The organism is Atlanticothrix silvestris CENA357 (assembly GCF_016056295.1).
GTDB lineage: Bacteria > Cyanobacteriota > Cyanobacteriia > Cyanobacteriales > Nostocaceae > Atlanticothrix > Atlanticothrix silvestris.
Genome location: NZ_JAECZB010000019.1, coordinates 15,715 through 39,711, shown reverse-complemented (window position 1 = coordinate 39,711; position 23,997 = coordinate 15,715). Strand labels below are relative to the sequence as shown.

Here is a 23,997-nt window from a genome sequence, read left to right as displayed (position 1 = left end):
ATGCAGGACATAGGCGACATTTTAGACAACCGGGTGCTGCTGGTTGCTCTGATAGCTTGTTTAATTGCTCAGGCATTGAAGTTATTAGTGGAGCTAGCCAAACATCGTAAACTTGATGTGCGTGTTTTAGTGACAACTGGAGGTATGCCCAGTGCCCATTCGGCCCTAGTTACGGCTCTAGCCACTGGTGTAGGGCAAAGCATTGGTTGGGCATCACCTGATTTTGCTTTAGCTATGGTTTTTGCGATCATTGTCATGTACGATGCAGCTGGAGTTCGTCAAGCTGCTGGTAAACAAGCTCGCATCCTCAATCAAATGATTGATGAATTATTCCACGAAAAACCAGACTTTAGCCAAGACCGTCTTAAAGAATTGTTAGGACATACACCAGTGCAGGTGATAGCTGGGTCAGCTTTAGGCATCACCATTTCTTGGTTGGCTAGGGCTGCTTATTAGTCAAAAGCTAAGAGTCCGTGGCAGGTTTTTCAAGGTGGGTAAAAATATTGGTCAAAAAATTGCTTGTTCAGATGCCTACGACAAGCTGCAAAAGCATCTACGGCGGTAGCCGCTGCTCCGACTTCCCTCTGTGTCCTTCCGTTCGCGCAGCGTCTCCGATAGGAGAAGTTTGCTCAACGCGGGGAACCCGCGCACGCAACTTCTCTCTGCGCCTCTGTGGTTAAATAAATTACTTTTAAACCGCAGAGTCGCAGCGAAAAGTTGTCATAGCGCAGCGTTAGCGAGTCCGCGAGCGTCGGAGGGTTTCCAACGCCAGTTGCTCATGGGGAGCCACTGCGTTGCGGAGGTTTCCTCCGTTGTAGCAAGTGGCGTGGAAACCCCCATCGCTTTTAGCGTCTCCCCTTGGGAGAAGACCGCACTGGCTCCTCCGTAACAAACTTTTCAAGACAGAGAACGCTGAGAAAGAACAAGAGATTTTCGAGTCACCTAGAAAAGGCTAGAGTCAATAGACCATAGCCAAAAAATATTGAATTCAACCTTGACCTTCAAGTTTGATATTGTTGATTAACTTATTGCAAACGTACAACCGACCTTAATAGAACTACGTTGCGACTATCTACAAGAACGGCAAAAAAACCACGTTCATTGAGTTTCTGCAATGTATTGTATGCTTCTTGTTGGTTAGTGGTATGAACTGCCAGCAAGTAAGGGCGTTGACCGTAGGATGCAAAACCTACATTGCCTCCTACCGTTTGTTGCACGCTATTTGCTAGTTCTGGGCGGTTGAAATAATCTACTAAAATTGCAAAACCCTCTCCTAGGGCTTGGGGATTATAGCTGATTGTCTGAGATTGAAGTTGAATCTGAGGTTGAATCTGAGGTTGCGTTTGGGTTTGAGCTTGTGCCACATTGGGCGCTGCTGGTCTTGTAGTGATAATGGCAGATAACCCAGCAATATTATTGATATATCTCGCCCAACGATTGGCATCGTCAATCTTTTTAAATCCTCCTATCCGCGTCACTATTTCAGTGAGGTATTGGCAGGTGGTGCTAGGAATTTCATTTGGTAAGGCGCTACGCAACTGCTTTTGATTATTTGCTGTAGGACTGACTACTAGTAAAAGATACTCTCCAGCACTTGGAGGCTGGCAGACAGGAATGGCTGGTTGGGCGATCGCGTAAGTCATGCTACCTATTAATCCTGCGATCGCAAATCCTAAAGCACTGGATAAAGTTTCAAATTTCTGCACAGATTTGGGATGCATAAACTGGATTTTCTCAAAAGATTATTTAGTTATGAGTCAATAGTCCACAGTCCACAATCTTAATGACTATTGACTGTTGACTGTTGACTGTTGACTATATATCACGACACATTACTAAGAGATGCCAAAGGATTAGGAATTGTTGCAGAAGGAGCCTGAAATTCACCTGTGATCACATACTCTAATCGCAGTTTTAGCCAGATAATAAATTGGGAATTAGTAGAAATAATTGCAGCTGCTGGTTTGGGACACTTTGCTTTTACTTCTGCCATCTCTGGTGCTTCTAAAAAGGCTGGTTGCTGAATCAACCAAAAATCAATTTCTTTTTCTTGTTCGTGGTAGTGACGAGTGCGTTCTTTCAAAACTTCGTCTATTGGTTCTTCATGTACCAAAAATTGTTGGCTTGCCAAAACGTAATAGTATGTTTGCATTTTCATCCTTGATGGTTACTAATGAATAATTTAAGGGTACAGAGATCACACTGTACCCTGATTAACTAGCTTTTTTTTCCTTTCTTGAACCAAGAACTAAAGGGACAAGCACCTTTGTTGTTTTCACTACTTACTTGTTTACCACCAGCTATCAATTTATCCAAGAATAGTGTGTTGTCAAAGTAGTGTTCCAAAGAAATAATTTTCAAGTCATCAGTTACACGAGCAATGCTCATGCCGATAATTTCTATGGTTTCTCCAGTTGGTGCATAGTCTTGGTACGCACCGTTAAAATGTCCCCAGTGCCGCCACTTAAATGTTACATTTGGTGGCCCGGAAAACACCTCCAACACCTCCCAGGGAAATCCTTGAGGAAAGGTTGTATGGAAGATTTGGGCTGATGTTTCAAAGCTTTCTTGAGAAGCTTTGTAATGTTCGGAATCAGCCATAAATAAATTGTAAGTACCTTGGGCTGATAAATCTGCTGCTGTGTACTCTAATCCGCCATTGGTACTAACACGAAACTTGTCATTGACGATAGACAACCATTGTTGTGGGTTCGTTTTGAAAGAGACCTCCATCTCGAAGGTTCTCACCAAATTTTGCACGATCACTTCTAATGTACCTTCAAGATGATTACGTGTACTTTCTGTAGCCAGATTTTCGTTTGAGCGAGAATAATCTGGGGCTGTCTGATAACGCCACTGGACATTAGTACTTTCTGCAATAACTTGATCTCTATCTTGTACCCAAAGCGGCAAGTTGTTAGACTGTGTGGCGCTCATAGAAGTCTTTACTGAAGATTTGCTTGCAATTTCCAGATTTCGCAGTGACAACCCCTCTGGTACCGCTTCGCAGAATTCGTAATTCGTAATTCGTAATTCGTAATTCCCATTCCGCAAGCGTTTCATTAATTTTGAATGGCTAGTTTACTTTATTAGGCTTGAAGACAGGTTATGGCTTAAAGTTTCTTTCCCTATTCTTTATGCCCATGTATGGCTTGTTTCATCTCGCGGACTGCTCTTTCTATACCTACCAAGGCTGCCCGACTAATGATGGTATGACCAATATTTAGTTCTTCCATGCCTGGAAGAGCAGCCACCGGATAAACGTTCCAGTAGGTGAGTCCGTGACCAGCGTTAACTCGCAATCCAGCTTTGATCGCTTGTTCGCAACCTTTGGCTAATACAGCTAATTCTTGCTGACGCTTAGTTTCATCTTTAGCTTCAGCATATTGCCCAGTGTGCAGTTCAATGAATCGTGCCTGCACCTTGACGGATGCTTCAATTTGTGCTGGTTCGGCATCAATAAACAGACTAACTGGAATGCTAGCACTCTGTAGTTTATCGACTATCTCACCTATTCTAGCAATTTGCCCGGCAATATCTAATCCGCCTTCTGTGGTGACTTCTTCGCGTTTTTCAGGTACTAAAGTTACATAATCGGGTTTGATATCAAGAGCAATTCCCAACATTTCATCTGTAGCGGCCATTTCTAAATTCAGATGCGATCGCACCGTTTGTCTTAAAATTCGCACATCCCGATCTTGGATATGCCGCCGATCTTCTCGCAGATGTACTGTAATGCCGTCTGCACCTGCTAATTCTGCCAGCACCGCCGCCGCTACGGGGTCTGGTTCTACCGTCCGCCGTGCTTGTCGGATGGTAGCAATGTGGTCGATGTTAACACCAAGTGTAGGCAACCCTTGTATCTCCCTATCCACAGTCCTCAGAAGTTAATTTTACCGGAAATTATGGCTAGAAGTTGTCAAGTCCAGGCGATCGCCTTACTAACTCAACGGATTTAAAATAATATGTAAACCAACTCTGTGAGGCGATATGCTTTTAAAACTACAACAAATTATCGTCAAACCAGGTCAACAAATGTTGCTCAAAGATATTAGTTGGCAGCAGTTAGAAAATATTTTAGAAGAAATGGGAGAAAAGCGTGCCGCACGTATTTCTTATAGTCATGGCTGGTTAGAAATTATGGTTCCCTTACCAGAACACGAAAAAGATAAAGAACTTATTGGTGATTTAGTCAAAATCTTGTTAGAAATACTCCAAATTGATTTTGAGCCTTTTGGCTCCACAACACTTAAAAATGAACGAATGCTTCAAGCAGTGGAACCCGATACCAGTTTTTATATTCAAAATCAAGCTGCTGTCATTGGTAAAAATCGCATAGATTTAAATATAGACCCACCACCAGATTTAGCTGTTGAAATCGATATTACCTCCCGCACTCGATTTGAGAATTATGAAATTTTGGCAGTCCCTGAACTTTGGCGTTACACACAACAAGGTTTAGAAATTTATTTATTACAAGAAGGCAAATATATAAAATCTCAATTTAGTCCTAATTTTCCTAATATCCCAATTATTGAATTAGTTAACGAGTATGTCCAACAGTGTTTAACTATTGGGAGAAGTCAAGCTATGCGTAATTTTAGAAATTGGGTAAAGAATAATTTATAGTCAATTTAAGGCTTTGTGAAAAAGGCGATCGCTCATGAATATTGAGAACAATCCAGCAGCCGTTGTAGACTGGCAACCCCCCATGCCACCTACAGATTTAATTTTTGATGATGGTGAATCCTTGGAATCAAATCGCCACCGTATTGCTATGAATGTCCTGATTCGGTCATTGCAACAAGCTTGGGCTGACCGCAATGATTTCTTTACTGGCGGCAATATGTTTATTTATTACAGCAGCGCCCAAGTTCGTAACCGTGATTTCCGTGGCCCAGATTTTTTTGCTGTTTTGAATGTCGATGTTAATAACTCTAGACAAGGTTGGGTAGTTTGGGAAGAAAATGGTCGTTATCCTGATGTAATTGTGGAATTAATGTCACCATCGACGGCAGCAATAGACAAGGGTTTTAAAAAAGATCTTTATGAGCAAATTTTTCGCACCTCTGATTATTTTGTCTATGATCCCTTTGATCCTAATTCTTTGCAGGGGTGGCATTTAGATGATAATCAGCAGTATCAACTATTAACACCAAATGATCGCGGGTGGCTATGGTGTAAGCGTTTAGGTTTCTGGTTGGGGATTTGGGAAGGAACGATAGACAGAGAAACGGCGATATGGTTACGATTTTATGATGTGGCTGGCAATTTAGTTTTGTTACCAGAAGAAGCCGCTGCTGTACAAGCACAAGCCGCAATTACACAGGCGGAAATTGCTGTTACACAAGCTCAAGCTACTGCTGAAAGAACTGCTCGTTTGGAAGCTAGATTAAGAGAGTTGGGGGAAAATCCAGAGATGTTATAAGGATGATTTTTTCAATTAGGTCGTGTAATATTGCATCATTTTATTCATGCAATTGATCAGCATATTTTGCTAACCAAACCTGCGAAGTACTTTCGTCAATCTCTCCAGATGCCAAACTCTCCATCACTAATACTATCTCCGGCTCTGGTGCATTGAAATTATAAGCATTCAACCCTGCACTTGAATAAGAATATAAGATTATCCAGGCGATCGCCTGATGCTGAAACCAATTATGATGCGATCGCTAGTCAAAGTATAGTTACTCCTGAAGCTTTTGAATTTTCTCCAAAGCATCTTGAGAGTCTTTTGTTTTTCCCTGTTGCTGATAAAGGTCTGCGGCTTTTTGATAATCTGCGATCGCTGCCTGCTTGTTGTTTAATTGAGTGTAGGCAAGACCTCGGTTGTAGTAAGCAGGAGCATAACTAGAATCGAGACGAATAGTCTGATTGTAATCCTCAATTGTCTTATTGTAGTTACTTTGTTTATAGTAGGATCTAGCCCGGTTAAAATATGCCGATCTAAGTGGTGTATATTTAAGCTCAATGGCTTTTGTGTAATCAGCAATGGCTAACTCAAACTTGCCTTGTTCGTAGTAAGCTAGACCTCGTTGGTTATGGGCATAACTATTTTTGGAGTTAATTCCAATAGATTTATTTAAATCAGCAATAGCAAGATCATATTTATCTAAATTGTAATAAGAGTATCCTCTGTTATCGAGACCATCGACATCATTAGGATTGATCTTAAGATACTGGTCATAATTCTCAACTGCCTCTTGATAGTTTTCAAGATAAGAATGGGCACGACCTCGCCAGTAGTAAGCAAGTACATAATTATTGGGATCGAGTCGTATTGCTTCGTTAAAATCCTCAATAGCTCCCTTGTAATCCTTTTTGTTATACTTATCAAGTCCTCTATCATAGAAATCTTTAGCACTGATTTCGGTTGTAGGAGAGAAAGTGGCAGGTGCAGGCGATTCTGCTGGGTTAGGCTGTGTCGTTACTGGGGTATCGTTCGGCTTCACCAAGAAAGAGAAAGTTAGAACTATAGCAGCGAGAATACCTATTCCACCAATTGCTCTGGGGTTTTTTAGAACTGCAATAGAAGTAGAAAGAATAGTTTGAGATTTTATTATATTGGGCGCAGGAGTTTCAGTTTGACTTGCTGCGACAGCTTTGCTGAGTGGTTTGACTGGTGTTACATCATTCTCGCGGGAGATGTTTTTGGACGCTGTAACTTGATCTGGAAATTGAACTGATTCGTTTTTGGGACTAATTTTCGTCTCAATTGACGCTATGTCTTCATCTCTAAGTCCTAAAATTTCCTGATAACGTCGCAAATCATTGCGAGTATAGTCACTCAAAGTCTGTTCACGCCCCATCGCATCAACTAATGCTTGCTCATATTGCTGCAATTTTTGTTGATATTCTTGATACGGTTTTAAAACCTCAGTTTCAATTGCAGCAGTTTCTTCAGGGAGCAACCCCAAATTCTGACGTAGGGCGTCTAATATTATACGACCCATAATCGAAATCTCGCCCCGACTAGCATAAATCTCTACTTCTTTGCGATACTTCAGTTTTGGATCACCAATGGGTGCTTTAGATAATAGGATTTTAAACCCTTCTTTGACTGCATAAATTTCTGGTTGCATGGCAGGAGCCGTTTCTTGAACTTTCTTCTTGGCGTACTCATGCAACTCATCAACCGAAACTGCACCATCATTATCTAAATCTGCGGCTCCTGTTTCAATACCTTCAATCAGGTAACGGGTATAAATCGAAAGATTTGCTTCTTGTTGCTGGAAAGAATACTCAGTAGCAGTAGAAGAGGTCAAGACAACTCGCCCCTCGCCACCCAGTTCAGCCCGGATATCGAGAGAGCCATCATCTTTAGCTGACCAACCCTCAGCAAACGCTCCACTAAAGCAACAGTCAAGAATTACGACTTGGCGCTTGCAGCGGCTATCGCTCATAATGCTATGAATAAAACTGGCGGGAACGGTGGTTGATTTGATCAGTCGTCCTTGGGGATTTTTGCGGGTAAGGCGAGTAGCAAGATGAAGTTTGCCACTCTCATCTTTAATACCGTGACCTGAGAAGTAAAGGACTACAAGATCATCTTTATGGCGATCGCTCAACAGCATCTCGAGCGCTTCCTGCATTTTCTGAGGTTCAGGATTCTCCAATTTTTGGATATTAGTCTCGGCAAATCCACCGATTTCTGGATTTTGCAAAACTTTGGCCATCGCTTCCACATCCTTGACTGAGGCTGGTAACGGGTTAAGACCAGGCTCATAGTCACTAACTCCTATTAGGAGTGCTACCTTCGTCATGTCCCTATCCTCTTCCCTGTTGTGGCATTTTTTAGGTTACTGCTACAAAGTTTTGTGCTGCTGTAATCGCGGTCATTAGTTCTTGCTGGCTGCTGGCCTTAACCTTGAGTTTCTTACCGTTAGCTTCAACTTCCAACTCAATGGTTTTGTTACCTAAGCGATCGCCCAAAAATCCCAATACTTTCTTCAAATTGGCAAGGCTTACCTCAGCCTGCAACACTCCTAATAGAAAACCTCCAAGTGCCTTTGAACCTTGAGGTGTTTCTGTTACTGCTACAAGTTCCGCACTTTCTACATCTAAATCTTTGATTTCTCGCAAAAGATTTCGCGTTTCTTGCTCTTGCTCTTCTGGATCTAAGTCTGGATTAGCAAGAGCGATCGTTAGTTTGACATTAGATTCAGAGATCATTTTTACCTCTTTAGCGTGGACAATAGTTGAGGACTGATTTTTTGCCGTGACTTCACTGATTACATCACGAATTGCAATAATTTCGGTGAAGTTACTGATATTTTCTCAAAAATCTACAATTTTTGGCGAAAGATTGCTATGTGAAAATAGCGATCGCTCTTAAAATTGTGATCGCAAGACATTGAAAAAATAGCAGTAGCTACCTTAAGAAAATTCTGAGCGAAACTGATTGACAACACGATCCAGTCCCACTGAATGGGCAGCTTTGAACAATAAACGATCGCCTGTTTGTACGTATGTCTTCAATCTGGCAATCAACTCGCCATGAGTGGCAAAACACTCCGATGGAATACTCCCGGCACTTTTAGCGATCGCTTCTGCATCTTGTCCGTCAACCAAAACTAACAAGCCGTCTAATTGCAAATTTCGCACTGTTTCTCCCACTTGCTGGTGCAGTTGGAGCGATCGCTCTCCCAATTCTTTCATTGCACCTAACACGGCTATTTTGCGCTTTCCGGGTGTGTCTGCCAACAATTGCAAAGCAGCAAACATAGCTTCTGGTGCAGCATTATATGTCTCATCTAAGATTAATACATCATTGGGCAAAGTAAAACGCTGCGATCGCCCGGTGGGCATATCCACTCTTACACCATCTTTCAGGCTTGACCAATCAATTCCCACGACCTTTGCTACTGCCAAGGCTGCCAAGAAATTTGTGGCATTGTGGCGACCAGGTAGAGGTAAAGGCAATTGCATTCCTCCTACTTCTATAGTTTCGCTATCGCTCAATTGTCCTTGGATGTCACCACCAGAAAGGCCATAAGTCAAAACTTCCCCTGACCAAAATTTCTTCGCCGTCGTCATTAATAAAGGATTGTCATAATTGAGAATCGCTACACTATCCTTGGGCATTTCGGCTAATAACTCACATTTTGCCTCAGCGATCGCAACTTCAGAACCCAGTAACTCAATATGTGCCGTGCCGACATTGGTAATCAATCCAATGGTGGGATGCGCTATGTGGGTGAGTTCGGCAATTTGTCCTCTACCCCGCATTGCCATTTCAATCACGGCAAAGTCATGTTCGGCATCAAGTTCTAGGAGTGTTTTAGGGACACCGATTTCGTTGTTAAAATTCCCATAAGTTTTGTGAACTGACCCTTGCGTTGCCAAAACTGCCGCAATCAGTTCTTTAGTTGTGGTTTTGCCTACAGAACCAGTCACCCCAATCACAGGAATATGAAAGCGATCGCGCCACCATCTGCCGATTTGCTGATATGCCTTTAAGGTATTTTCTACTTGCAATACAGGTAATCCTGGATTTTTGTAGGCAAAATCGACAATTGCAGCTACAGCACCTTTAGCGATCGCTGTGGGTACAAATTCGTGTCCATCAAACTTTTCACCCCGCAAGGCTAGAAACACTTCACCAGGTTTCAGAATACGGCTGTCTGTTTGAATACCATTGCTTACTTGTGCTAAGGCAGCTTCAGATAAGTTTACAGGATGAGACAAAAGAACTTCAATTAGTTGGGGTATGGAAGCAGACCAAGGCATATTAATAAAAAGAGGGGTAAGGGTTAAAGGGGAAGAGGTAAAGGGATGAATTAGGTCGCCCATCAGGAAAGAAGTTGCCATAGGGAGAATTTTTTCCCTTTTCCCTTCTTGATAAAAGTATTAAGGTTAATATTTTTACAGATTTTGGCAAAACCACAATAAGAATAGTGCCAAAGAAGCAAAACTCCTTTGGCACTACTTAATTTATATTTAATTTGTTACTTATAGTTGGGTATTAAGTATAATATCTCGTCTACTCTTATATCATCGCCTTATCCTTGATTTTTGATCGCCATCACTTGCATGATTTGGATCGCTATTTCAGAGGAAAGACCTAAAGCTTGAGATAAATCGGTTAAAAAATTTTTTTCGTCTTCGGTTACAAGACTTTCAGCTAATATCAAATCGGTGGCTACAGCAAAAGCTGCTTCCCGTAAATCTTGAGATAGAGACTGTTTAGCTGCGTTAAATAAGGAATTAAAACCTTCCTGCCTAAGAATACCTAAGATTTTATCAAATAACCTCTTCATTAGCTCATCGGTATAACTTCTAAAAAGTTTTAACCGAGACAGTACAGAGGATAGGCAAAGCGCTTGTTCATTAGAAAGATAACCATCTGAAGCTGTTGTTACCAAAGTTATGGCTGCAAAAGCTTCCGCCGGACTGAGGAACGCTGGGGCTTGGTTTTCTGTGCCCAGGACTGTGTTTAATAAATTCATGGTAGTTGCTCCTGGATTGGGTCTCAGTAGCGATACAGTTACCTGTGGAGATTGTCAGGTAATGCTGTAACGCTGTGAGACTTTCATTGCTTAGTGTTCCCAGGACAGCTTCACAGCGAACACCTGCACTCAATGCTTTTTGGCAAAAAGTACATCACCAGGACTTAACTTAGCGTTCTCCTGTTTTTTCAATCGTTTCGATGACTGCCAAACCTATGCCAGAAGCTGCGATTAGAAACACTGCTGATAGCAAGTAGGCATTAGTAAGCATCCGGAGGGCATCTTCAAAAAAAATGTAGGTGGTCATTGCTTCACCTTTTTTTACTCTGTGTTGCTAGGACTTTTTATTTCTTCACGCACTGACTGAATAATTCCCGTGAAGAAACTCCTCGCATTAGCATCTTAACAAAACTTTAGCTCTTTTATAAGACCACTCAGACTTTTTCTTTTTGAAGATTCCATGAAATTCATCGATCTTATGTCACAGGCAATACAGAACAAGCTTTAATGTCAAAATTAATACGCTATAAACCACCGCAATTAGCTTTGAAATATTAGTAAATTAAAGTACATTCTCAAAAATCGAGTATGGAACTTTTAAATTTAGAAATTTCCACAGATAGGCTGCTTTTAGAGCCTGTATCACAGAAATACAAACAATGTATTTTTAGAGAATTTACGCAGGAAATTACTACTTACATGCATCCTCGTTCACCTAAAACGATTTCTGAAACGGAATTTTTTATTAGTGAATCGCTACTAGAAATGCAAAATGAGGATAACCTGATCGTTGTAATTTTAAAGAAAGATTCTCAAGAATTTTTAGGGTGTAGTGGCATACATGAACTTAATACTAAATATCCAGCCGCAGGTATTTGGCTAAAAAAATCAGCACATGGTAACGGTTATGGGCTAGAGGCGATCGCAGCCCTGAAAAAATGGGCTGAGGATAACTTAGACTATGAGTATCTGATCTATCCTGTAGACCGAGCAAATATCCCCAGTCGCAAAATTCCCGAAAAGCTAGGCGGGCAAGTTTTTAGAGAATACGAGCAGATGAATTTGAGTGGTAATATTTTACATTTAGTAGAGTATAGAATTCCTAAAAAGGGACTAGGGGCTAGGGACTAGAGTGGCGTATTCCATCCATAATAAAACTATTATATAGCAGCATTATTAGGCATGATTTTATAAATGAAATTTCCTAAATTAAACAGCGTTCTATTGTTGCTAAAACTGATTGAGAAAGTGCTGTAAAATCATAGCCACCTTCCAAACCAAAGATGATTTTACGAGTTAGCCCCAAACAATAATCAGTGAATAAAGCATAGTTTTCTGGCTGTAAATTGATACTTGCCAACGGATCTGTAGCATTGGCATCGTAACCAGCACTAACAATTAATAAATCGGCTTGAAAGTCTGTTAAAAACGGTACTACCTTGTTGGCTAACAGTGGTTGATATACGGTGATATCACTACCAGGAGGTAGGGGTAGATTTAAGACATTATCATGAAGTCCCCGTTCGGAAGCTTTACCAGTACCGGGATAACAAGGGTATTGATGTAGAGAACAGTAGGCAATTTGGGGATGATTTTCAACGATCGCTTGAGTACCATTACCATGATGCACATCCCAATCTAAAATAGCGACGCGTTTAATTCCCGGTTGTTCTATGGCATAAAAAGCAGCGATCGCCGCATTAGAAAATAAGCAAAAGCCCATCCCAGTATCACTTTCAGCATGATGTCCTGGCGGGCGTGCTAGCACAAAAGCCGGATTTGCTGTAGCCAACACGGTATCAACTCCATCTAGCCAAGCACTGACAGCTAGTAGTGCGACATCATAACTTCGTGGCGAGACTGGCGTATCTCCATCTAAATAACCACCACCAGTAGTAGCGATTTCTTTAAGTTTCTTAATGTAAGCTGGGCTATGAGTTTGTACTAACAAAGGCATCAGCGATCGCTTTTCTAATGCTGGTGTAGGCTTTTGCCAAGCAATTTGTTCTGCAAAAGCAGATGCTTTGAGGGCGTTGACAATTGCTGTCAGGCGTTCTGGATTCTCTGGATGATATCTTCCAGTCTTGTGATCTAAAAACTCGTCGGAATAAATGACTGGTAGCATAGGGCAAAAAGTTTAGGCTGGCGTTAACTTTCAAGATTGTCTAACATCCAGGCATAATTCTTGGTCGCTTACACTATGACAAATTAGTTCCTCATAGAAATCTGAGACAATTACTTGTCAAAGTTAGCACCATTGGAAAAAAAGGGATTGATAACTAGGTTAATTTAATTATGCTTGAGTTTAAGCAAGGCAAACTGTTAGAAAAAAATAGAAGCGCTGGTTAACACTGTTTTCAGTTAATAACTCTGCGCCTCTGCTTAAATAATGCCTACTCAATCGCGCACCCTACTGTAACCATCGTGCCGCATCCTTGGCATGGTAGGTTAATATCAAATCTGCGCCAGCGCGTTTAAACCCGGTCAAAGTTTCCAGAACCACGCGCTTTTCATCAATCCAGTCGTTGAGAGCAGCAGCTTTAATCATGGAATACTCACCAGAAACATTGTAGGCAGCAACGGGTAAGTTACTTGCTTCCTTCACGCGCCAGATAATGTCCATGTAGGCCAAAGCTGGCTTGACCATAAGCATATCAGCACCTTCGGCGATATCCAGTTCAACTTCTTTAATGGCTTCACGACCATTACCTGGATCCATTTGATAAGTTCTTCTGTCTCCAAATTGCGGTGTCGAGTCTGCTGCATCCCGAAATGGGCCATAGTAAGCAGAAGCATACTTAGCAGCATAAGACAAAATCGGCGTGTTTTGGAATCCGGCTTCATCCAAACCCTCACGAATGGCCTGCACAAAACCATCCATCATCCCAGAAGGTGCAATGATGTCTGCACCTGCTTGTGCTTGAGAAACTGCTGTTTTTTTCAGCAATTCTAAGGTAGGGTCATTAAGAACTTGTCCTGTCAAATCGCCCACTTGCAAATAACCGCAGTGACCGTGACTTGTATATTCACACAAACAAGTATCAGCAATGACAATTAAATCTGGTACTGCTTTTTTTACCGCAGTTGCTGCTTTTTGCACAATACCACAATCATGCCAAGCGCCAGTGGCATCAACATCCTTCTCTTCAGGGATACCAAATAAAATAATCGCGGGAATCCCTAAGTCATAAACTACTTTTGCCTCTTCAACAATTTTATCTACCGAAAGTTGGTAAACTCCAGGCATAGATTTCACTTCTTTGGCAATTCCACTACCTGGAACAGCAAAAAGTGGGTAAATTAAATCATTTGTTGTTAAGACAGTCTCACGTACCATCCGGCGCAGTTGGGGATGAGTACGCAGACGACGTGGGCGATGTATTGGAAACATAAATTTTTGTCAAGAAAAACAACGCAATGGACACAAGACAAAGCGTCACAAAAGCAGGGTAGAACTCTGCTGTTATGGAACAGACTACAAACAGTGCTTAACTGACCCTTGCCCTACTCTTGCTCAAACTGTGGGGCAATTTCGTATTTTACAGCTTTGTTGCCATTGTTACGCTGTATACTAAGACAAAAATATCAGAAATATACCCAATAAATACCCAATAAATAATAAAGAAAATGAGACAATGGGGTCTAGAGAATTTTTCCAGGACTGAACTATTAATTTTCTAACCCCAATTATCATTATTTGTGTTAGAAAACTCGGAAAATAAAGGGATAACGAAAAGGTTGATCAGGATTAGTGAGTACGTGAGCGATCGCCCAAATTGTCAGTCCCCAGTGCAGCAAATATCCAAGTCCTGCCAATGGCAAGAGCAAACCAAGAGTTAACCAGATCAATATTGCAATTATAGTTCCATAAAGCCAGACATTAAAGTGAAAATTAATGGATTCTTGGGCATTCCCCTTAACAACGGGATCATCAGTTATGAACAGTAAGGCAATAGGTAAACCTACAGAGACAAAAGTTGTACTAAAAAAAATGGCTCCATGACATAAAGCAGATAACAGCTTTCGCTTGTCTGGCTCGTACATTTGTTTTTCCCTATTAAATAAGGTTCTTTCCTATATTACGACCCTATCACGAGCGTCGTTGTTTTAAGATTAAAAGACTCGCTCAAGTAGAAAAACATTAAGTTAAGTTAAGTAACAAGGAATTGAACATAATTTATGTCAACTGAACTTCAATCAGAGATTCATAAAGCAGTTGAACTTCGTCGCAACTTTGCGATTATTTCTCACCCTGATGCAGGTAAAACTACACTCACAGAAAAACTTCTATTATACGGAGGTGCAATTCATGAAGCTGGGGCAGTTAAGGCACGCAGGGCGCAGCGAAAGGCGACCTCAGACTGGATGGCAATGGAACAACAACGGGGAATCTCCATTACATCTACAGTATTACAGTTTACATACCAAAACTGTCAAATAAATTTATTAGATACACCTGGACACCAAGATTTTAGTGAAGATACTTATCGAACTTTAGCCGCCGCCGATAATGCGGTGATGTTAATTGATGCAGCCAAAGGTTTAGAACCGCAAACACGAAAGTTATTTGAAGTATGCAAGTTGCGGGGTCTACCTATTTTTACCTTTGTAAACAAACTTGATCGTCCGGGAAGAGAACCTTTAGAACTGTTAGACGAGATAGAGCAAGAATTGGGGTTGCAGACCTATGCAGTTAATTGGCCGATTGGTATGGGCGATCGCTTTAAAGGAGTTTTTGATCGGAATCAACAACAAATTCACCTATTTGAGCGCAGTGCCCACGGTAGTAAGGAAGCCCGCAATACGATTGTAAATTTGGGTGATGCCCAAATTGAAGAACTTCTAGAACAAGAGTTGTACCACCAACTGAAAAATGATTTAGAACTTTTAGAAGGTGTTGGCCCGGAACTGAATTTACAACTCATCCATCAAGGAAAAATGACCCCGGTTTTCTTTGGTAGTGCTATGACCAACTTTGGGGTAGAGTTATTCCTCAAGTACTTCCTTGACTATGCCCTTAAACCCGGTTCCCATAACAGCAGCGTCGGCGAAGTTCCTCCCACCTACCCTGACTTTTCAGGGTTTGTCTTTAAGCTGCAAGCCAACATGGACCCGAAACACCGCGATCGCGTCGCATTTATCCGGGTCTGTACAGGTAAGTTTGAAAAAGATATGACAGTGAATCATGCTCGCACTGGCAAAGTCGTCCGCCTGTCTCGTCCGCAAAAACTTTTTGCTCAAGAGAGGGAATCGATTGATGAAGCTTATCCTGGCGATGTGATCGGTTTGAACAATCCTGGTGTTTTTGCGATCGGCGATACAATTTACACGGGGCAAAAGCTGGAATATGAAGGAATTCCGTATTTTTCACCGGAACTGTTTGCGACTCTTAGGAATCCCAACCCCTCGAAGTTTAAGCAATTCCAAAAAGGCATTTCAGAATTGCGGGAAGAGGGTGCAGTGCAAATTATGTACTCAGCTGATGAAGCCAAACGCGACCCAATTATGGCAGCGGTGGGTCAGTTGCAATTTGAAGTGGTGCAATTTCGCTTGCAAAATGAGTACGGTGTGGAAACCTTGCTAGAATTATTGCCTTATAGCGTAGCCCGTTGGGTTGAAGGTGGTTGGGAAGCTTTGAATAAGGTGGGACGTATATTCAATACCACCACCGTCAAAGATAGTATGGGTCGCCCGGTATTGCTATTCCGGAATGAATGGAATTGCCAACAGTTACAGGGAGATCATCCAGATTTAAAATTAAGCGCGATCGCCCCGGTATTTTCTGCTCAACAAGCAATGGAAGAATAACTGGGCATACGTTGATGTCCACGGCATCCGAGATTCGCGTTTTACCAAACCGTGGATTTAGTTAGAAGAGATTGGAGTGCCAGAAGTTTTATGCCTTCACATGCCGAATCATCTTTGGAGGCGGGTTTAGTTTCCCTAAAACAGGGAAATTACCAAACAGCGATCGCTCAACTAGAGCCTTTGGCTAGTAGCCAGGGTAATGGGACTGCTAGCTTGCAAGCCCGCGTTGGTTTAGTGATGGCTTATGCACGCATTGGCGAAATCCGCAAGGCGATCGCTCTGTGTCAAACCCTCACACAAAGTAAGAATCCACAGGTTAAAGAGTGGGCAGAACGCGCGCTCACACATTTGACAAAAAGCAAAAAAACTCAAAAAAAAGAATCCAAAAACTCAGCAACTGGATTTGTTGCTTTTGATAATTCAGCCTCAGATCATCCCCAAGCCTCAGCAGCCTCACGTCCAAAACCACAAAATTCTGAAGTGGAAACTACCAGTCGTAGTAATTCTCAGGCTTTACCATCTAATGGTTTCCAAAATAAATTTATAGAAACAACTGTCACACCAAAAGGTGGTTTATTTGGCTCTGTGGGCTACACTCAAACCAAAGAATTTGGCGTTTATTGGCGACAAGCAAAACGCGCCAAGGTATGGCAACCTCTACGTAAACCAAGTTTAATCCCCTTGCGTTTGCTAGCGGTAGGAACATTTGTGGCTCTATTTTGGGTAATGCGGGAAATACTCAAGGGGGCAATGGGAGCAATTAACTACACTTTAATTAAGTTGCCCTATCTGGAACCATTACAGTTTTTATACCGCAATCCTACCCCATTTTTGTTAATTGTTTTATTCACAGCGATCGCTCTATCGCCTTGGTTATTGGATTGGCTATTGGCAAACTTTTATGGCCAGCGACCATTATCTAAAGATGTCTTGAATAATTACAGTCGGGAAACAGGGAGAGTGCTACACCGCTATTGCCAACAGCGCCACTGGCAAATTCCCAAACTGCTGATTTTGCCAATAGCTGCACCATTAGCCCTGACTTATGGAAATTTACCCCGCAATGCCCGAATTGTAGTCAGTCAGGGACTTTTAGAACAACTAGCAGACGATGAGATTGCGACAATTTACGCTGCACAACTAGGACATATTGCCCACTGGGATTTTGTAGTCATGTCTTTGGTGTTGCTGGTGACTTTACCAACTTACAGGTTATATCAGCAATTATCGGAGTGGGGAAACAAATTATCAAAGGGCATTTGGTACTGGCCAGTCACTATCGCGGCTAGTATTTGTTATGGATTTTGGTGTTTGTTGACTGGTACTACTTTATGGTTGTCGCGTTTGCGGCTTTATTATAGCGATCGCCTAGCAGCTGAAATTACCGGTAATCCCAATGCTTTGACTCGCGCCTTACTCAAAATTGCCATTGGCATTGCTAGCGATATTCAAAAAGCAGAACACACGAGTTGGCAGTTAGAAAGCTTGAATCTCCTCACACCAGTAGGTTATCAACAGAGCCTCGCTTTGGGTAGTGTTGCGGGTCATCTCACTTTTGAATCTCTGTTGATGTGGGATAATCTCAACCCCTATCGGCGATGGTTGGCAATTAATAATAGTCATCCTTTAATAGGCGATCGCATCCAGCGTCTCTGTCAAATAGCCCACCACTGGCATATAGACCCAGAACTACATCTGACTAGTCAGCAATCTTTAAGTCAACAGTCTTTAAAGGTAACGCGTCAATCCTTTTTATTACAAATCGCTCCTTTTTTGGGCATTCCCCTAGGTTTTGTATTTGCAGGTTTGATTTGGCTGAGTTGGCAAACTGCCTTCACATTCAAATTTTTGAACTTAAAGTGGATCTACGAAGATTGGTCTTTCGTGACAGGCTGCCTATTAATTGGCTTCAGCATCGGTACGGTGATTCGGATGAATTCTTTTTTTCCAGATATCAAAACTGCCAATGTGCAAACTGATCACCTTTTGCCCAACCTATTAGCCAATCCATCTGCCATACCCATTGATAGCATTAAGGTGCATCTTGTGGGCAAACTCCTAGGCCGTCAGGGCATAGGTAACTGCGTAGCACAAGACTTAATTCTCCAGTCCAGCACAGGTTTAGTGAAATTACATCACATTTCCTGGTTAGGGCAATCAGTTAATCCCCAAGATTTGATCGGTCGCCAAGTTACTGTAATTGGCTGGTTCCGCCGAGGAGCAACACCCTGGATTGATATCCAAACATTACAAACTCAAAGTGGTAAAACAATTCATAGTCCTCATCCCATTTGGTCTACTGTTTTGGCAGTTGCAGCACAAGCTTGGGGTGCATATATTTTCCTCACTGGCTAGCCTCTGTCAGTGTTCATTACCAAAATTGAACAGAATGTAAACAAAAGTTGCAAACATCCTTCACAAATGTTACATTTATTTACACAACCCCAAGGTACTGATATTAATCAACGTAATGGCTTGATTATTGCTTTACCGTTTTTATCTTCCCAACACAGCAGCAAACCAACCAGCCCTCGGCTGGTTTTTGTTTCCTATATCCATTCTTGAGAAAAAAACTTTACTTTATGCTACGATGCAATCATAATGTTTTCAAAAATGTATGCGGTGAACTAGCTACGTAGAAAATACCGTGGTAATCTAAGGGATGGTATTCAATTCTGCGGGCAACGGCACTGAAAAAATATTTACTGTGGCAAACAAGAGGCTAATAAATTTAAAATTCTTAGAATTAAGGTGGTATTAGCTGGAATTTGTGTGGGCTTTTGGATTAAACAAGATTGATCCCAACGAAAAACTGTATTGTATAGGTTGACAGTTTGGAGTAAAAAAATTGGTTTATGGCAGCCTTGGTTAATAGCATCTATTTAAAAGAAAAGCCAAAGCCAAGCGATTGTTTTCTTGCCTTGCCATGTTCATTCAACTCTGGAGGTATAGTTCATGTCTATTCGCCTATATATAGGCAATTTGCCAAAAGAAGAAATAGATCGTCAAGATCTACAAGCAGTTTTTGCCGAAGAAGGTGATGCTGTTACAACTAAACTAATTAAAGATCGTAAAACTGGCAAATGCCGTGGTTTCGGTTTTCTTACAGTCAACAATGACGAACAAGCTGACCAAATTATTGAAAAGTATAATGGCCACTTGTTTAAAGAAACTCCCATCAAGCTAGAAAAGGCATTACCTAGGACAAAAGGTGAGGAGAACGAGGATCAAGCCCCTAAAGCTACTACTCCTGCTAGTAGTCACCCTGCTCCAAACATTAATAAAGACAACAATCGTCGTGAGAAAAGTGCTAAGAAGTCCAGACGTGGTGGTGGTACTCGTGAAACCAGCAACACCACTGCTGACTCAGATGCTATTCGTCCAGATCCCCGTTGGGCTTCTGAACTAGAAAAGCTCAAGCAGATGCTAGCCGCACAAACTACAAACTAAGTGCATGGTACTTGCAGCCATTATTGTAAGTGCGATCGCGTCTGTTAGGTAAAAGGTGGTAAGTAAAAAGGTTTCGCGGAAAGGCTTGGCTGACGTTTGAGATTAAACGTTTAGCCATAGTCATTAATCAAAAGACCAGTGCCTTAAGTTCCTCTCAGCGAAACAGACACAATATGCAATTAATAAAGTGTTCTGTTTGCTAAGGATAACAGTAAAAAACTGGCCCAATATCTTAACAATTGCGATCGCACTGCTTTAACTGCACTACACTTGTGCAACATTTTCCAGAGTCAGAACAGTCAAGGTAAGGGTAAACCAGAACTACTCAATCTGAACAACTCATTATCACATAAGTATATTTTACTGAAAGCTACTTTTGTATTTTTTTGTTTCCAAAGATTAAAAGTAAGATATACAATGAATCCCCCTATGTGTATGTACTTCATGTATAAACAATTAGGGGGATTTAAATTTTCTCTACTCTCTATTAGGACTTACGTAAGAACTCTCTATAAAAAATACACTAATTAAATGAAAGTTCATCTATCGCAGGCATTAAATATTAATATTGCGATTGATGCATAAAAAATTAAATATAAATACTTAAGACAGAAGTAGAGTCTTGGTAGTAGATATAAAAAAATCCTTGACATATTTAAAATAAAATAAAAATTACTCAAAATTTTTAAATAATTTACTTGGGTGAAGTTTGCGTTTCGCAGACTTCAAACCACCTAATACCTTGTGATAACAGCAGCACAACTATGAACTCTACCACTGAAAAACGCATCGCCCTGATTTCCGTCCACGGAGACCCAGCGATTGAAATTGGTAAAGAAGAAGCTGCAGGACAAAACGTCTATGTGCGCCATGTGGGTGAAGCACTAGGGCAGCTAGGATGGCAAGTTGATATGTTTACCCGGAAAGTCAGTAAAGAGCAAGATCCAGTTGTTCAACATAGTCAAAATTGTCGAACTATTCGTCTAATAGCTGGCCCTGTAAAGTTTGTACCGCGAGATGATCTTTTTGATTATTTGCCAAAATTCTTGGATAGTTTGCTTCAATTCCAAAAAGCAAATGATATTACATATCCCTTAGTTCACACAAACTATTGGCACTCTAGTTGGATAGGAATGGAACTGAAAAAAATTCAAGGTAGTAAACAAATTCATACATATCACTCTTTAGGAGCAGTCAAGTACAACACGATAGAAATTATCCCCTTAATAGCTACTCAGCGATTAGCAGTGGAAACAAAGGTTTTAGAGACAGCAGAAAGGATTGTGGCGACAAGCCCCCAAGAAAAACAACACATGCGATCGCTTGTCTCTAGTCAAGGCACTATTGATATTATTCCCTGTGGTACTGATATTCGGCGATTTGGTGCGATTGAACGACAAGCAGCCAGATCCAAGTTGGGAATTACTCCAGAAACTAAACTTGTATTTTATGTGGGACGTTTTGACTCGCGTAAAGGTATAGAAACCTTGGTGCGTGCAATCAATGAATCTCAATTACGTCGTTCTAAGAACCTCCAGCTAATTATTGGTGGCGGTAGTACTCCAGGTAACAGCGACGGTATTGAACGCGATCGCATTGAGAACATTGTCAATGAGTTGAAAATGAATGACTGTACCATCTTCACTGGTCGCCTTAGTCAAGAAATTTTGCCAACTTACTATGCTGCTGCTGATGTTTGCGTTGTTCCCAGCCACTATGAACCCTTCGGACTTGTAGCGATCGAAGCAATGGCAAGTAGTACACCAGTGGTAGCAAGTGATGTTGGCGGACTTCAGTTTACTGTAATTCCAGAAGAAACAGGTTTATTAGCGCCACCACAAAATGTCACTGCCTTTGCATCTGCTATCGACCGAATTTTATTAAATCCAGAATGGCGAGATGAATTAGGTAAAGCTGGCAGAAAGCTTGTCGAAACTAAGTTTAGTTGGGATGGTGTAGCAAATCAACTCGCTGAACTTTACACCCAATTTTTGGAGCAACCAGTAACCAAAGAAGCTGCATTGCTTACTCAATAAATTTTTCATGCTTTTTGGTTGTTAATAGGAAATGTATAATAACAACAATTTTAAGCCAACTTGGGATTTAACTAGGAGTTAAGAACTTCAAACCCCAATAGTAGAAATTTCAACAAATAGACAAGACAATTTTAAGAAAATTACTGCTAGGATAAACGCGGTCAGGATTATTTTGAAAAAGATAATAACTTATGACCGCTTTTTTGCGTTATTCCACACCGAGCCAGATAAGATAGCATATACTGAGCATCGACGCTTGAACGCCATCGGCTAATTGCTGTGCAACCAGTTGACTTTACCACTCTCGCAGCCGCTTGTAGCGAACTACGCGCTCACTGGCTACCATCGCGCTTAGAACAAGTTTATCAGCGCGATCGCTACACTATTGCTGTGGCATTACGCACTCTCAAACAAAGGGGTTGGTTAGAGATTTCCTGGCATCCCCAAGCTGCGCGCTTATGCATTGGCGATCCGCCACCGCGATCGCCAGACACTTTTACCTTTAGCCAACAACTAGTACATCAATTGAATGGTTTGGCATTGGTGGCAATTGAGGCGATCGCTCCTTGGGAACGTGTGATTGATTTACAATTTGCCCGTCGTCCAGGAGAAAACACTCTACATCATATATATGTAGAAATTATGGGCAAATACAGCAATGCCATCCTCACCGATGCCAGCAATTTCATTATTACTGCTGCCCATCAAGTTAGTCAGCAACAGTCCAGTGTCCGTCCCATCCAAACCGGACAGCCTTATGAAACACCACCAAAACTCACCGGGGCTGTTCCCAATTTGAGCGAATCAAAAGAACGTTGGCAAGAACGGGTCAGCTTAGTACCAGGATCAATTAAGCGTCAGTTGTTAAAAAGCTATAGCGGCTTGAGTTCTGCATTAGTAGAGTCAATGCTTGTGGCAGCTAATTTAGCACCAGAAATTACCACTGATACTCTGAATACCAACGACTGGCAAAGGCTCTTTGCAAGATGGCAGGAATGGCTACAAGCCTTGGAATTAAATAGATTTCAACCGGCTTGGACTGTCAATGGATACACCGTCATGGGTTGGGGTGCTGTTGCTCCAGCCAAAGACATCCAATTACTACTGGCTAAGTATTACAATGACCAAATCAATCAACAGTTATTCTCTCAATTACGGCATCAACTAAGTCAGAAATTAAGTAATATTCTGGCAAAATTACGCAATAAAGCTCAAACCTTTGCAGACCGTTTGCGGCAATCAGATCAAGCGGATGAGTATCGACAAAAAGCAGACTTGTTGATGGCGCATTTACAAAACTGGGAACCAGGGATGAAAGAAATTACCCTCCTTGATTTTGAGACCAGTAAACCAATAGCGATCGCCCTCCAGCCAGATAAAAATGCTGTACAAAATGCCCAACGTCTTTACAAGCAGCATCAAAAACTGAAACGTGCCCGTACTGCCGTTGAACCGCTATTCTTAGAAGTACAAACAGAAATTGCATATTTAGAGCAAGTTGAAGCTGCGATCGCTCAGATAGACCAATATCAAACAATAGAAGATTTACAAGCTCTTGAAGAAATTCGCGATGAATTAATTGGACAAAAGTATCTAGAAGATCCCGAATACCGCAATCGCAGTACCAACGAAACTGCCAGCACTAACTTTTATCGTTACCTTACACCTAGCGGCTTTGAAGTTTTAATCGGTCGTAACAATCGCCAAAATGACCAATTGACCTTCCGTGTAGCTGGGGATTATGACCTGTGGTTTCACACTCAAGAAATTCCCGGAAGTCATCTATTACTGCGTTTAGAACCTGGTACTATCCCAGAAGCAAATGACTTACAATTTGTGGCAAATCTTGCGGCATATTACAGCCGCGCTCGTCAAAGTGAGCAAGTACCAGTAGTTTATACTCAGCCAAAGCATGTTTACAAACCCAAAGGAGCTAAACCGGGAATTGCTATTTACAAACAAGAACGCATTTTGTGGGGAAAACCACAGATGATAGTCAATAGTCGATAGTTATTCTTTTTGTACCACTCTATCTCTTAAAATTTTAGAAATATTCTACAAGATAGAGGTTAATTTTCTTGGGAAACATCTTTTTTGGTAAATCTTTACGAAAAAACTGTGCTGGCTGTTACAATACTGTTAAGAAAAGTTGCCCGTTGCATTTTGGAAACGCGCAATTTGGTTTTAACTCTATTGAGAAGACAACGCAAAAGAATATCTTTCAGACTAGCTGTGGGAGGCTGGTCTTTTTTTTA

The 23,997-nt window shown here is 41.4% G+C and carries 22 protein-coding genes; 9 read left to right on the top strand and 13 right to left on the bottom strand.

What is annotated here, in order from left to right:
• On the top strand, window positions 1-456 hold the full coding sequence (locus tag I8751_RS10455; RefSeq protein ID WP_214439096.1) for a divergent PAP2 family protein: 456 nt from the start codon (window positions 1-3) through the stop codon (window positions 454-456).
• A gap of 569 nt (window positions 457-1,025) precedes the next feature.
• Here I8751_RS10455 and I8751_RS10450 read toward each other — a convergent pair.
• The 4 genes from I8751_RS10450 to I8751_RS10435 all read right to left on the bottom strand — a co-directional run bounded on the left by I8751_RS10450 (window position 1,026) and on the right by I8751_RS10435 (window position 3,854).
• Window positions 1,026-1,721: a hypothetical protein gene (locus tag I8751_RS10450; protein ID WP_214439095.1), complete on the bottom strand. Its 696-nt coding sequence runs from the start codon at window positions 1,719-1,721 to the stop codon at window positions 1,026-1,028.
• 101 nt (window positions 1,722-1,822) lie between these two features.
• A complete protein-coding gene (locus I8751_RS10445) occupies window positions 1,823-2,152 on the bottom strand; it encodes an MgPME-cyclase complex family protein (RefSeq protein WP_214439094.1) in 330 nt (109 codons plus the stop codon).
• Window positions 2,153-2,217: 65 nt separating this feature from the next.
• Entirely contained in the window at window positions 2,218-2,937 is a 720-nt protein-coding gene (locus I8751_RS10440; protein WP_214439093.1) for a SnoaL-like polyketide cyclase, read from the bottom strand.
• A 191-nt stretch (window positions 2,938-3,128) separates the two neighbouring features.
• A complete protein-coding gene (locus tag I8751_RS10435) occupies window positions 3,129-3,854 on the bottom strand; it encodes a pyridoxine 5'-phosphate synthase (protein ID WP_214439092.1) in 726 nt (241 codons plus the stop codon).
• Between the two features lie 136 nt (window positions 3,855-3,990).
• Here I8751_RS10435 and I8751_RS10430 point away from each other — a divergent pair, with 136 nt between their 5' ends.
• Both I8751_RS10430 and I8751_RS10425 read left to right on the top strand, forming a co-directional pair.
• The gene (locus I8751_RS10430) at window positions 3,991-4,629 is read left to right on the top strand and encodes a Uma2 family endonuclease (protein WP_214439091.1); all 639 of its coding nucleotides are present in this window, start codon (window positions 3,991-3,993) and stop codon (window positions 4,627-4,629) included.
• A gap of 34 nt (window positions 4,630-4,663) precedes the next feature.
• On the top strand, window positions 4,664-5,428 hold the full coding sequence (locus tag I8751_RS10425) for a Uma2 family endonuclease (protein ID WP_214439090.1): 765 nt from the start codon (window positions 4,664-4,666) through the stop codon (window positions 5,426-5,428).
• 40 nt (window positions 5,429-5,468) lie between these two features.
• Here the strand turns inward: I8751_RS10425 and I8751_RS30045 are convergent, their stop codons facing one another.
• From I8751_RS30045 to I8751_RS10400, 6 genes are all read right to left on the bottom strand, one after another.
• On the bottom strand, window positions 5,469-5,600 hold the full coding sequence (locus tag I8751_RS30045; RefSeq protein ID WP_263973495.1) for a hypothetical protein: 132 nt from the start codon (window positions 5,598-5,600) through the stop codon (window positions 5,469-5,471).
• Between the two features lie 87 nt (window positions 5,601-5,687).
• A complete protein-coding gene (locus I8751_RS10420; RefSeq protein ID WP_214439089.1) occupies window positions 5,688-7,763 on the bottom strand; it encodes a caspase, EACC1-associated type in 2,076 nt (691 codons plus the stop codon).
• Between the two features lie 31 nt (window positions 7,764-7,794).
• Window positions 7,795-8,172 (bottom strand): hypothetical protein, encoded by a 378-nt coding sequence (locus I8751_RS10415; RefSeq protein ID WP_214439088.1) that lies wholly within the window; start codon window positions 8,170-8,172, stop codon window positions 7,795-7,797.
• A 204-nt stretch (window positions 8,173-8,376) separates the two neighbouring features.
• Window positions 8,377-9,729 carry a UDP-N-acetylmuramoyl-tripeptide--D-alanyl-D-alanine ligase gene (locus tag I8751_RS10410; protein WP_214439120.1) on the bottom strand — a complete coding sequence of 451 codons (1,353 nt, stop codon included), beginning with the start codon at window positions 9,727-9,729 and terminating at the stop codon, window positions 8,377-8,379.
• Window positions 9,730-10,001: 272 nt separating this feature from the next.
• A complete protein-coding gene (locus tag I8751_RS10405) occupies window positions 10,002-10,448 on the bottom strand; it encodes a tellurite resistance TerB family protein (RefSeq protein WP_214439087.1) in 447 nt (148 codons plus the stop codon).
• A 169-nt stretch (window positions 10,449-10,617) separates the two neighbouring features.
• A complete protein-coding gene (locus I8751_RS10400; RefSeq protein WP_214439086.1) occupies window positions 10,618-10,755 on the bottom strand; it encodes a hypothetical protein in 138 nt (45 codons plus the stop codon).
• Window positions 10,756-11,036: 281 nt separating this feature from the next.
• Here I8751_RS10400 and I8751_RS10395 point away from each other — a divergent pair, with 281 nt between their 5' ends.
• Complete coding sequence (locus I8751_RS10395; RefSeq protein ID WP_214439085.1) at window positions 11,037-11,579, top strand: GNAT family N-acetyltransferase; 543 nt, start codon at window positions 11,037-11,039, stop codon at window positions 11,577-11,579.
• Window positions 11,580-11,652: 73 nt separating this feature from the next.
• Here the strand turns inward: I8751_RS10395 and I8751_RS10390 are convergent, their stop codons facing one another.
• The 3 genes from I8751_RS10390 to I8751_RS10380 form a co-directional block, all read right to left on the bottom strand.
• On the bottom strand, window positions 11,653-12,573 hold the full coding sequence (locus I8751_RS10390) for a histone deacetylase family protein (protein WP_214439084.1): 921 nt from the start codon (window positions 12,571-12,573) through the stop codon (window positions 11,653-11,655).
• A gap of 285 nt (window positions 12,574-12,858) precedes the next feature.
• Entirely contained in the window at window positions 12,859-13,839 is a 981-nt protein-coding gene (gene hemB / locus I8751_RS10385; protein ID WP_214439083.1) for a porphobilinogen synthase, read from the bottom strand.
• A gap of 311 nt (window positions 13,840-14,150) precedes the next feature.
• Entirely contained in the window at window positions 14,151-14,492 is a 342-nt protein-coding gene (locus I8751_RS10380; protein WP_214439082.1) for a DUF4870 domain-containing protein, read from the bottom strand.
• Between the two features lie 135 nt (window positions 14,493-14,627).
• Between I8751_RS10380 and I8751_RS10375 the strand changes: the two genes are divergently transcribed.
• From I8751_RS10375 to I8751_RS10355, 5 genes are all read left to right on the top strand, one after another.
• Window positions 14,628-16,256: a peptide chain release factor 3 gene (locus I8751_RS10375; protein ID WP_214439081.1), complete on the top strand. Its 1,629-nt coding sequence runs from the start codon at window positions 14,628-14,630 to the stop codon at window positions 16,254-16,256.
• A 90-nt stretch (window positions 16,257-16,346) separates the two neighbouring features.
• On the top strand, window positions 16,347-18,611 hold the full coding sequence (locus I8751_RS10370; protein WP_214439080.1) for a M48 family metallopeptidase: 2,265 nt from the start codon (window positions 16,347-16,349) through the stop codon (window positions 18,609-18,611).
• Between the two features lie 600 nt (window positions 18,612-19,211).
• Window positions 19,212-19,706, top strand: a complete 495-nt coding sequence (locus I8751_RS10365) for an RNA recognition motif domain-containing protein (RefSeq protein ID WP_214439079.1) — start codon at window positions 19,212-19,214, stop codon at window positions 19,704-19,706.
• Window positions 19,707-20,470: 764 nt separating this feature from the next.
• Complete coding sequence (locus I8751_RS10360) at window positions 20,471-21,742, top strand: glycosyltransferase family 4 protein (protein WP_214439078.1); 1,272 nt, start codon at window positions 20,471-20,473, stop codon at window positions 21,740-21,742.
• A gap of 279 nt (window positions 21,743-22,021) precedes the next feature.
• Window positions 22,022-23,752 carry an Rqc2 family fibronectin-binding protein gene (locus I8751_RS10355; RefSeq protein ID WP_214439077.1) on the top strand — a complete coding sequence of 577 codons (1,731 nt, stop codon included), beginning with the start codon at window positions 22,022-22,024 and terminating at the stop codon, window positions 23,750-23,752.
• Window positions 23,753-23,997 lie beyond the last annotated feature (245 nt).

Excerpts from the sequence above, each read along its gene's own strand:
- I8751_RS10455 (WP_214439096.1), top strand. The coding sequence starts at position 1 with ATGCAGGACATAGGCGACATTTTAGACAACCGGGTGCTGCTGGTTGCT.
- I8751_RS10450 (WP_214439095.1), bottom strand. The coding sequence starts at position 1,721 with ATGCATCCCAAATCTGTGCAGAAATTTGAAACTTTATCCAGTGCTTTA.
- I8751_RS10445 (WP_214439094.1), bottom strand. The coding sequence starts at position 2,152 with ATGCAAACATACTATTACGTTTTGGCAAGCCAACAATTTTTGGTACAT.
- I8751_RS10440 (WP_214439093.1), bottom strand. The coding sequence starts at position 2,937 with ATGAGCGCCACACAGTCTAACAACTTGCCGCTTTGGGTACAAGATAGA.
- I8751_RS10430 (WP_214439091.1), top strand. The coding sequence starts at position 3,991 with ATGCTTTTAAAACTACAACAAATTATCGTCAAACCAGGTCAACAAATG.
- I8751_RS10425 (WP_214439090.1), top strand. The coding sequence starts at position 4,664 with ATGAATATTGAGAACAATCCAGCAGCCGTTGTAGACTGGCAACCCCCC.
- I8751_RS10420 (WP_214439089.1), bottom strand. The coding sequence starts at position 7,763 with ATGACGAAGGTAGCACTCCTAATAGGAGTTAGTGACTATGAGCCTGGT.
- I8751_RS10415 (WP_214439088.1), bottom strand. The coding sequence starts at position 8,172 with ATGATCTCTGAATCTAATGTCAAACTAACGATCGCTCTTGCTAATCCA.
- I8751_RS10410 (WP_214439120.1), bottom strand. The coding sequence starts at position 9,729 with ATGCCTTGGTCTGCTTCCATACCCCAACTAATTGAAGTTCTTTTGTCT.
- I8751_RS10405 (WP_214439087.1), bottom strand. The coding sequence starts at position 10,448 with ATGAATTTATTAAACACAGTCCTGGGCACAGAAAACCAAGCCCCAGCG.
- I8751_RS10400 (WP_214439086.1), bottom strand. The coding sequence starts at position 10,755 with ATGACCACCTACATTTTTTTTGAAGATGCCCTCCGGATGCTTACTAAT.
- I8751_RS10395 (WP_214439085.1), top strand. The coding sequence starts at position 11,037 with ATGGAACTTTTAAATTTAGAAATTTCCACAGATAGGCTGCTTTTAGAG.
- I8751_RS10390 (WP_214439084.1), bottom strand. The coding sequence starts at position 12,573 with ATGCTACCAGTCATTTATTCCGACGAGTTTTTAGATCACAAGACTGGA.
- hemB (WP_214439083.1), bottom strand. The coding sequence starts at position 13,839 with ATGTTTCCAATACATCGCCCACGTCGTCTGCGTACTCATCCCCAACTG.
- I8751_RS10380 (WP_214439082.1), bottom strand. The coding sequence starts at position 14,492 with ATGTACGAGCCAGACAAGCGAAAGCTGTTATCTGCTTTATGTCATGGA.
- I8751_RS10375 (WP_214439081.1), top strand. The coding sequence starts at position 14,628 with ATGTCAACTGAACTTCAATCAGAGATTCATAAAGCAGTTGAACTTCGT.
- I8751_RS10370 (WP_214439080.1), top strand. The coding sequence starts at position 16,347 with ATGCCTTCACATGCCGAATCATCTTTGGAGGCGGGTTTAGTTTCCCTA.
- I8751_RS10365 (WP_214439079.1), top strand. The coding sequence starts at position 19,212 with ATGTCTATTCGCCTATATATAGGCAATTTGCCAAAAGAAGAAATAGAT.
- I8751_RS10360 (WP_214439078.1), top strand. The coding sequence starts at position 20,471 with ATGAACTCTACCACTGAAAAACGCATCGCCCTGATTTCCGTCCACGGA.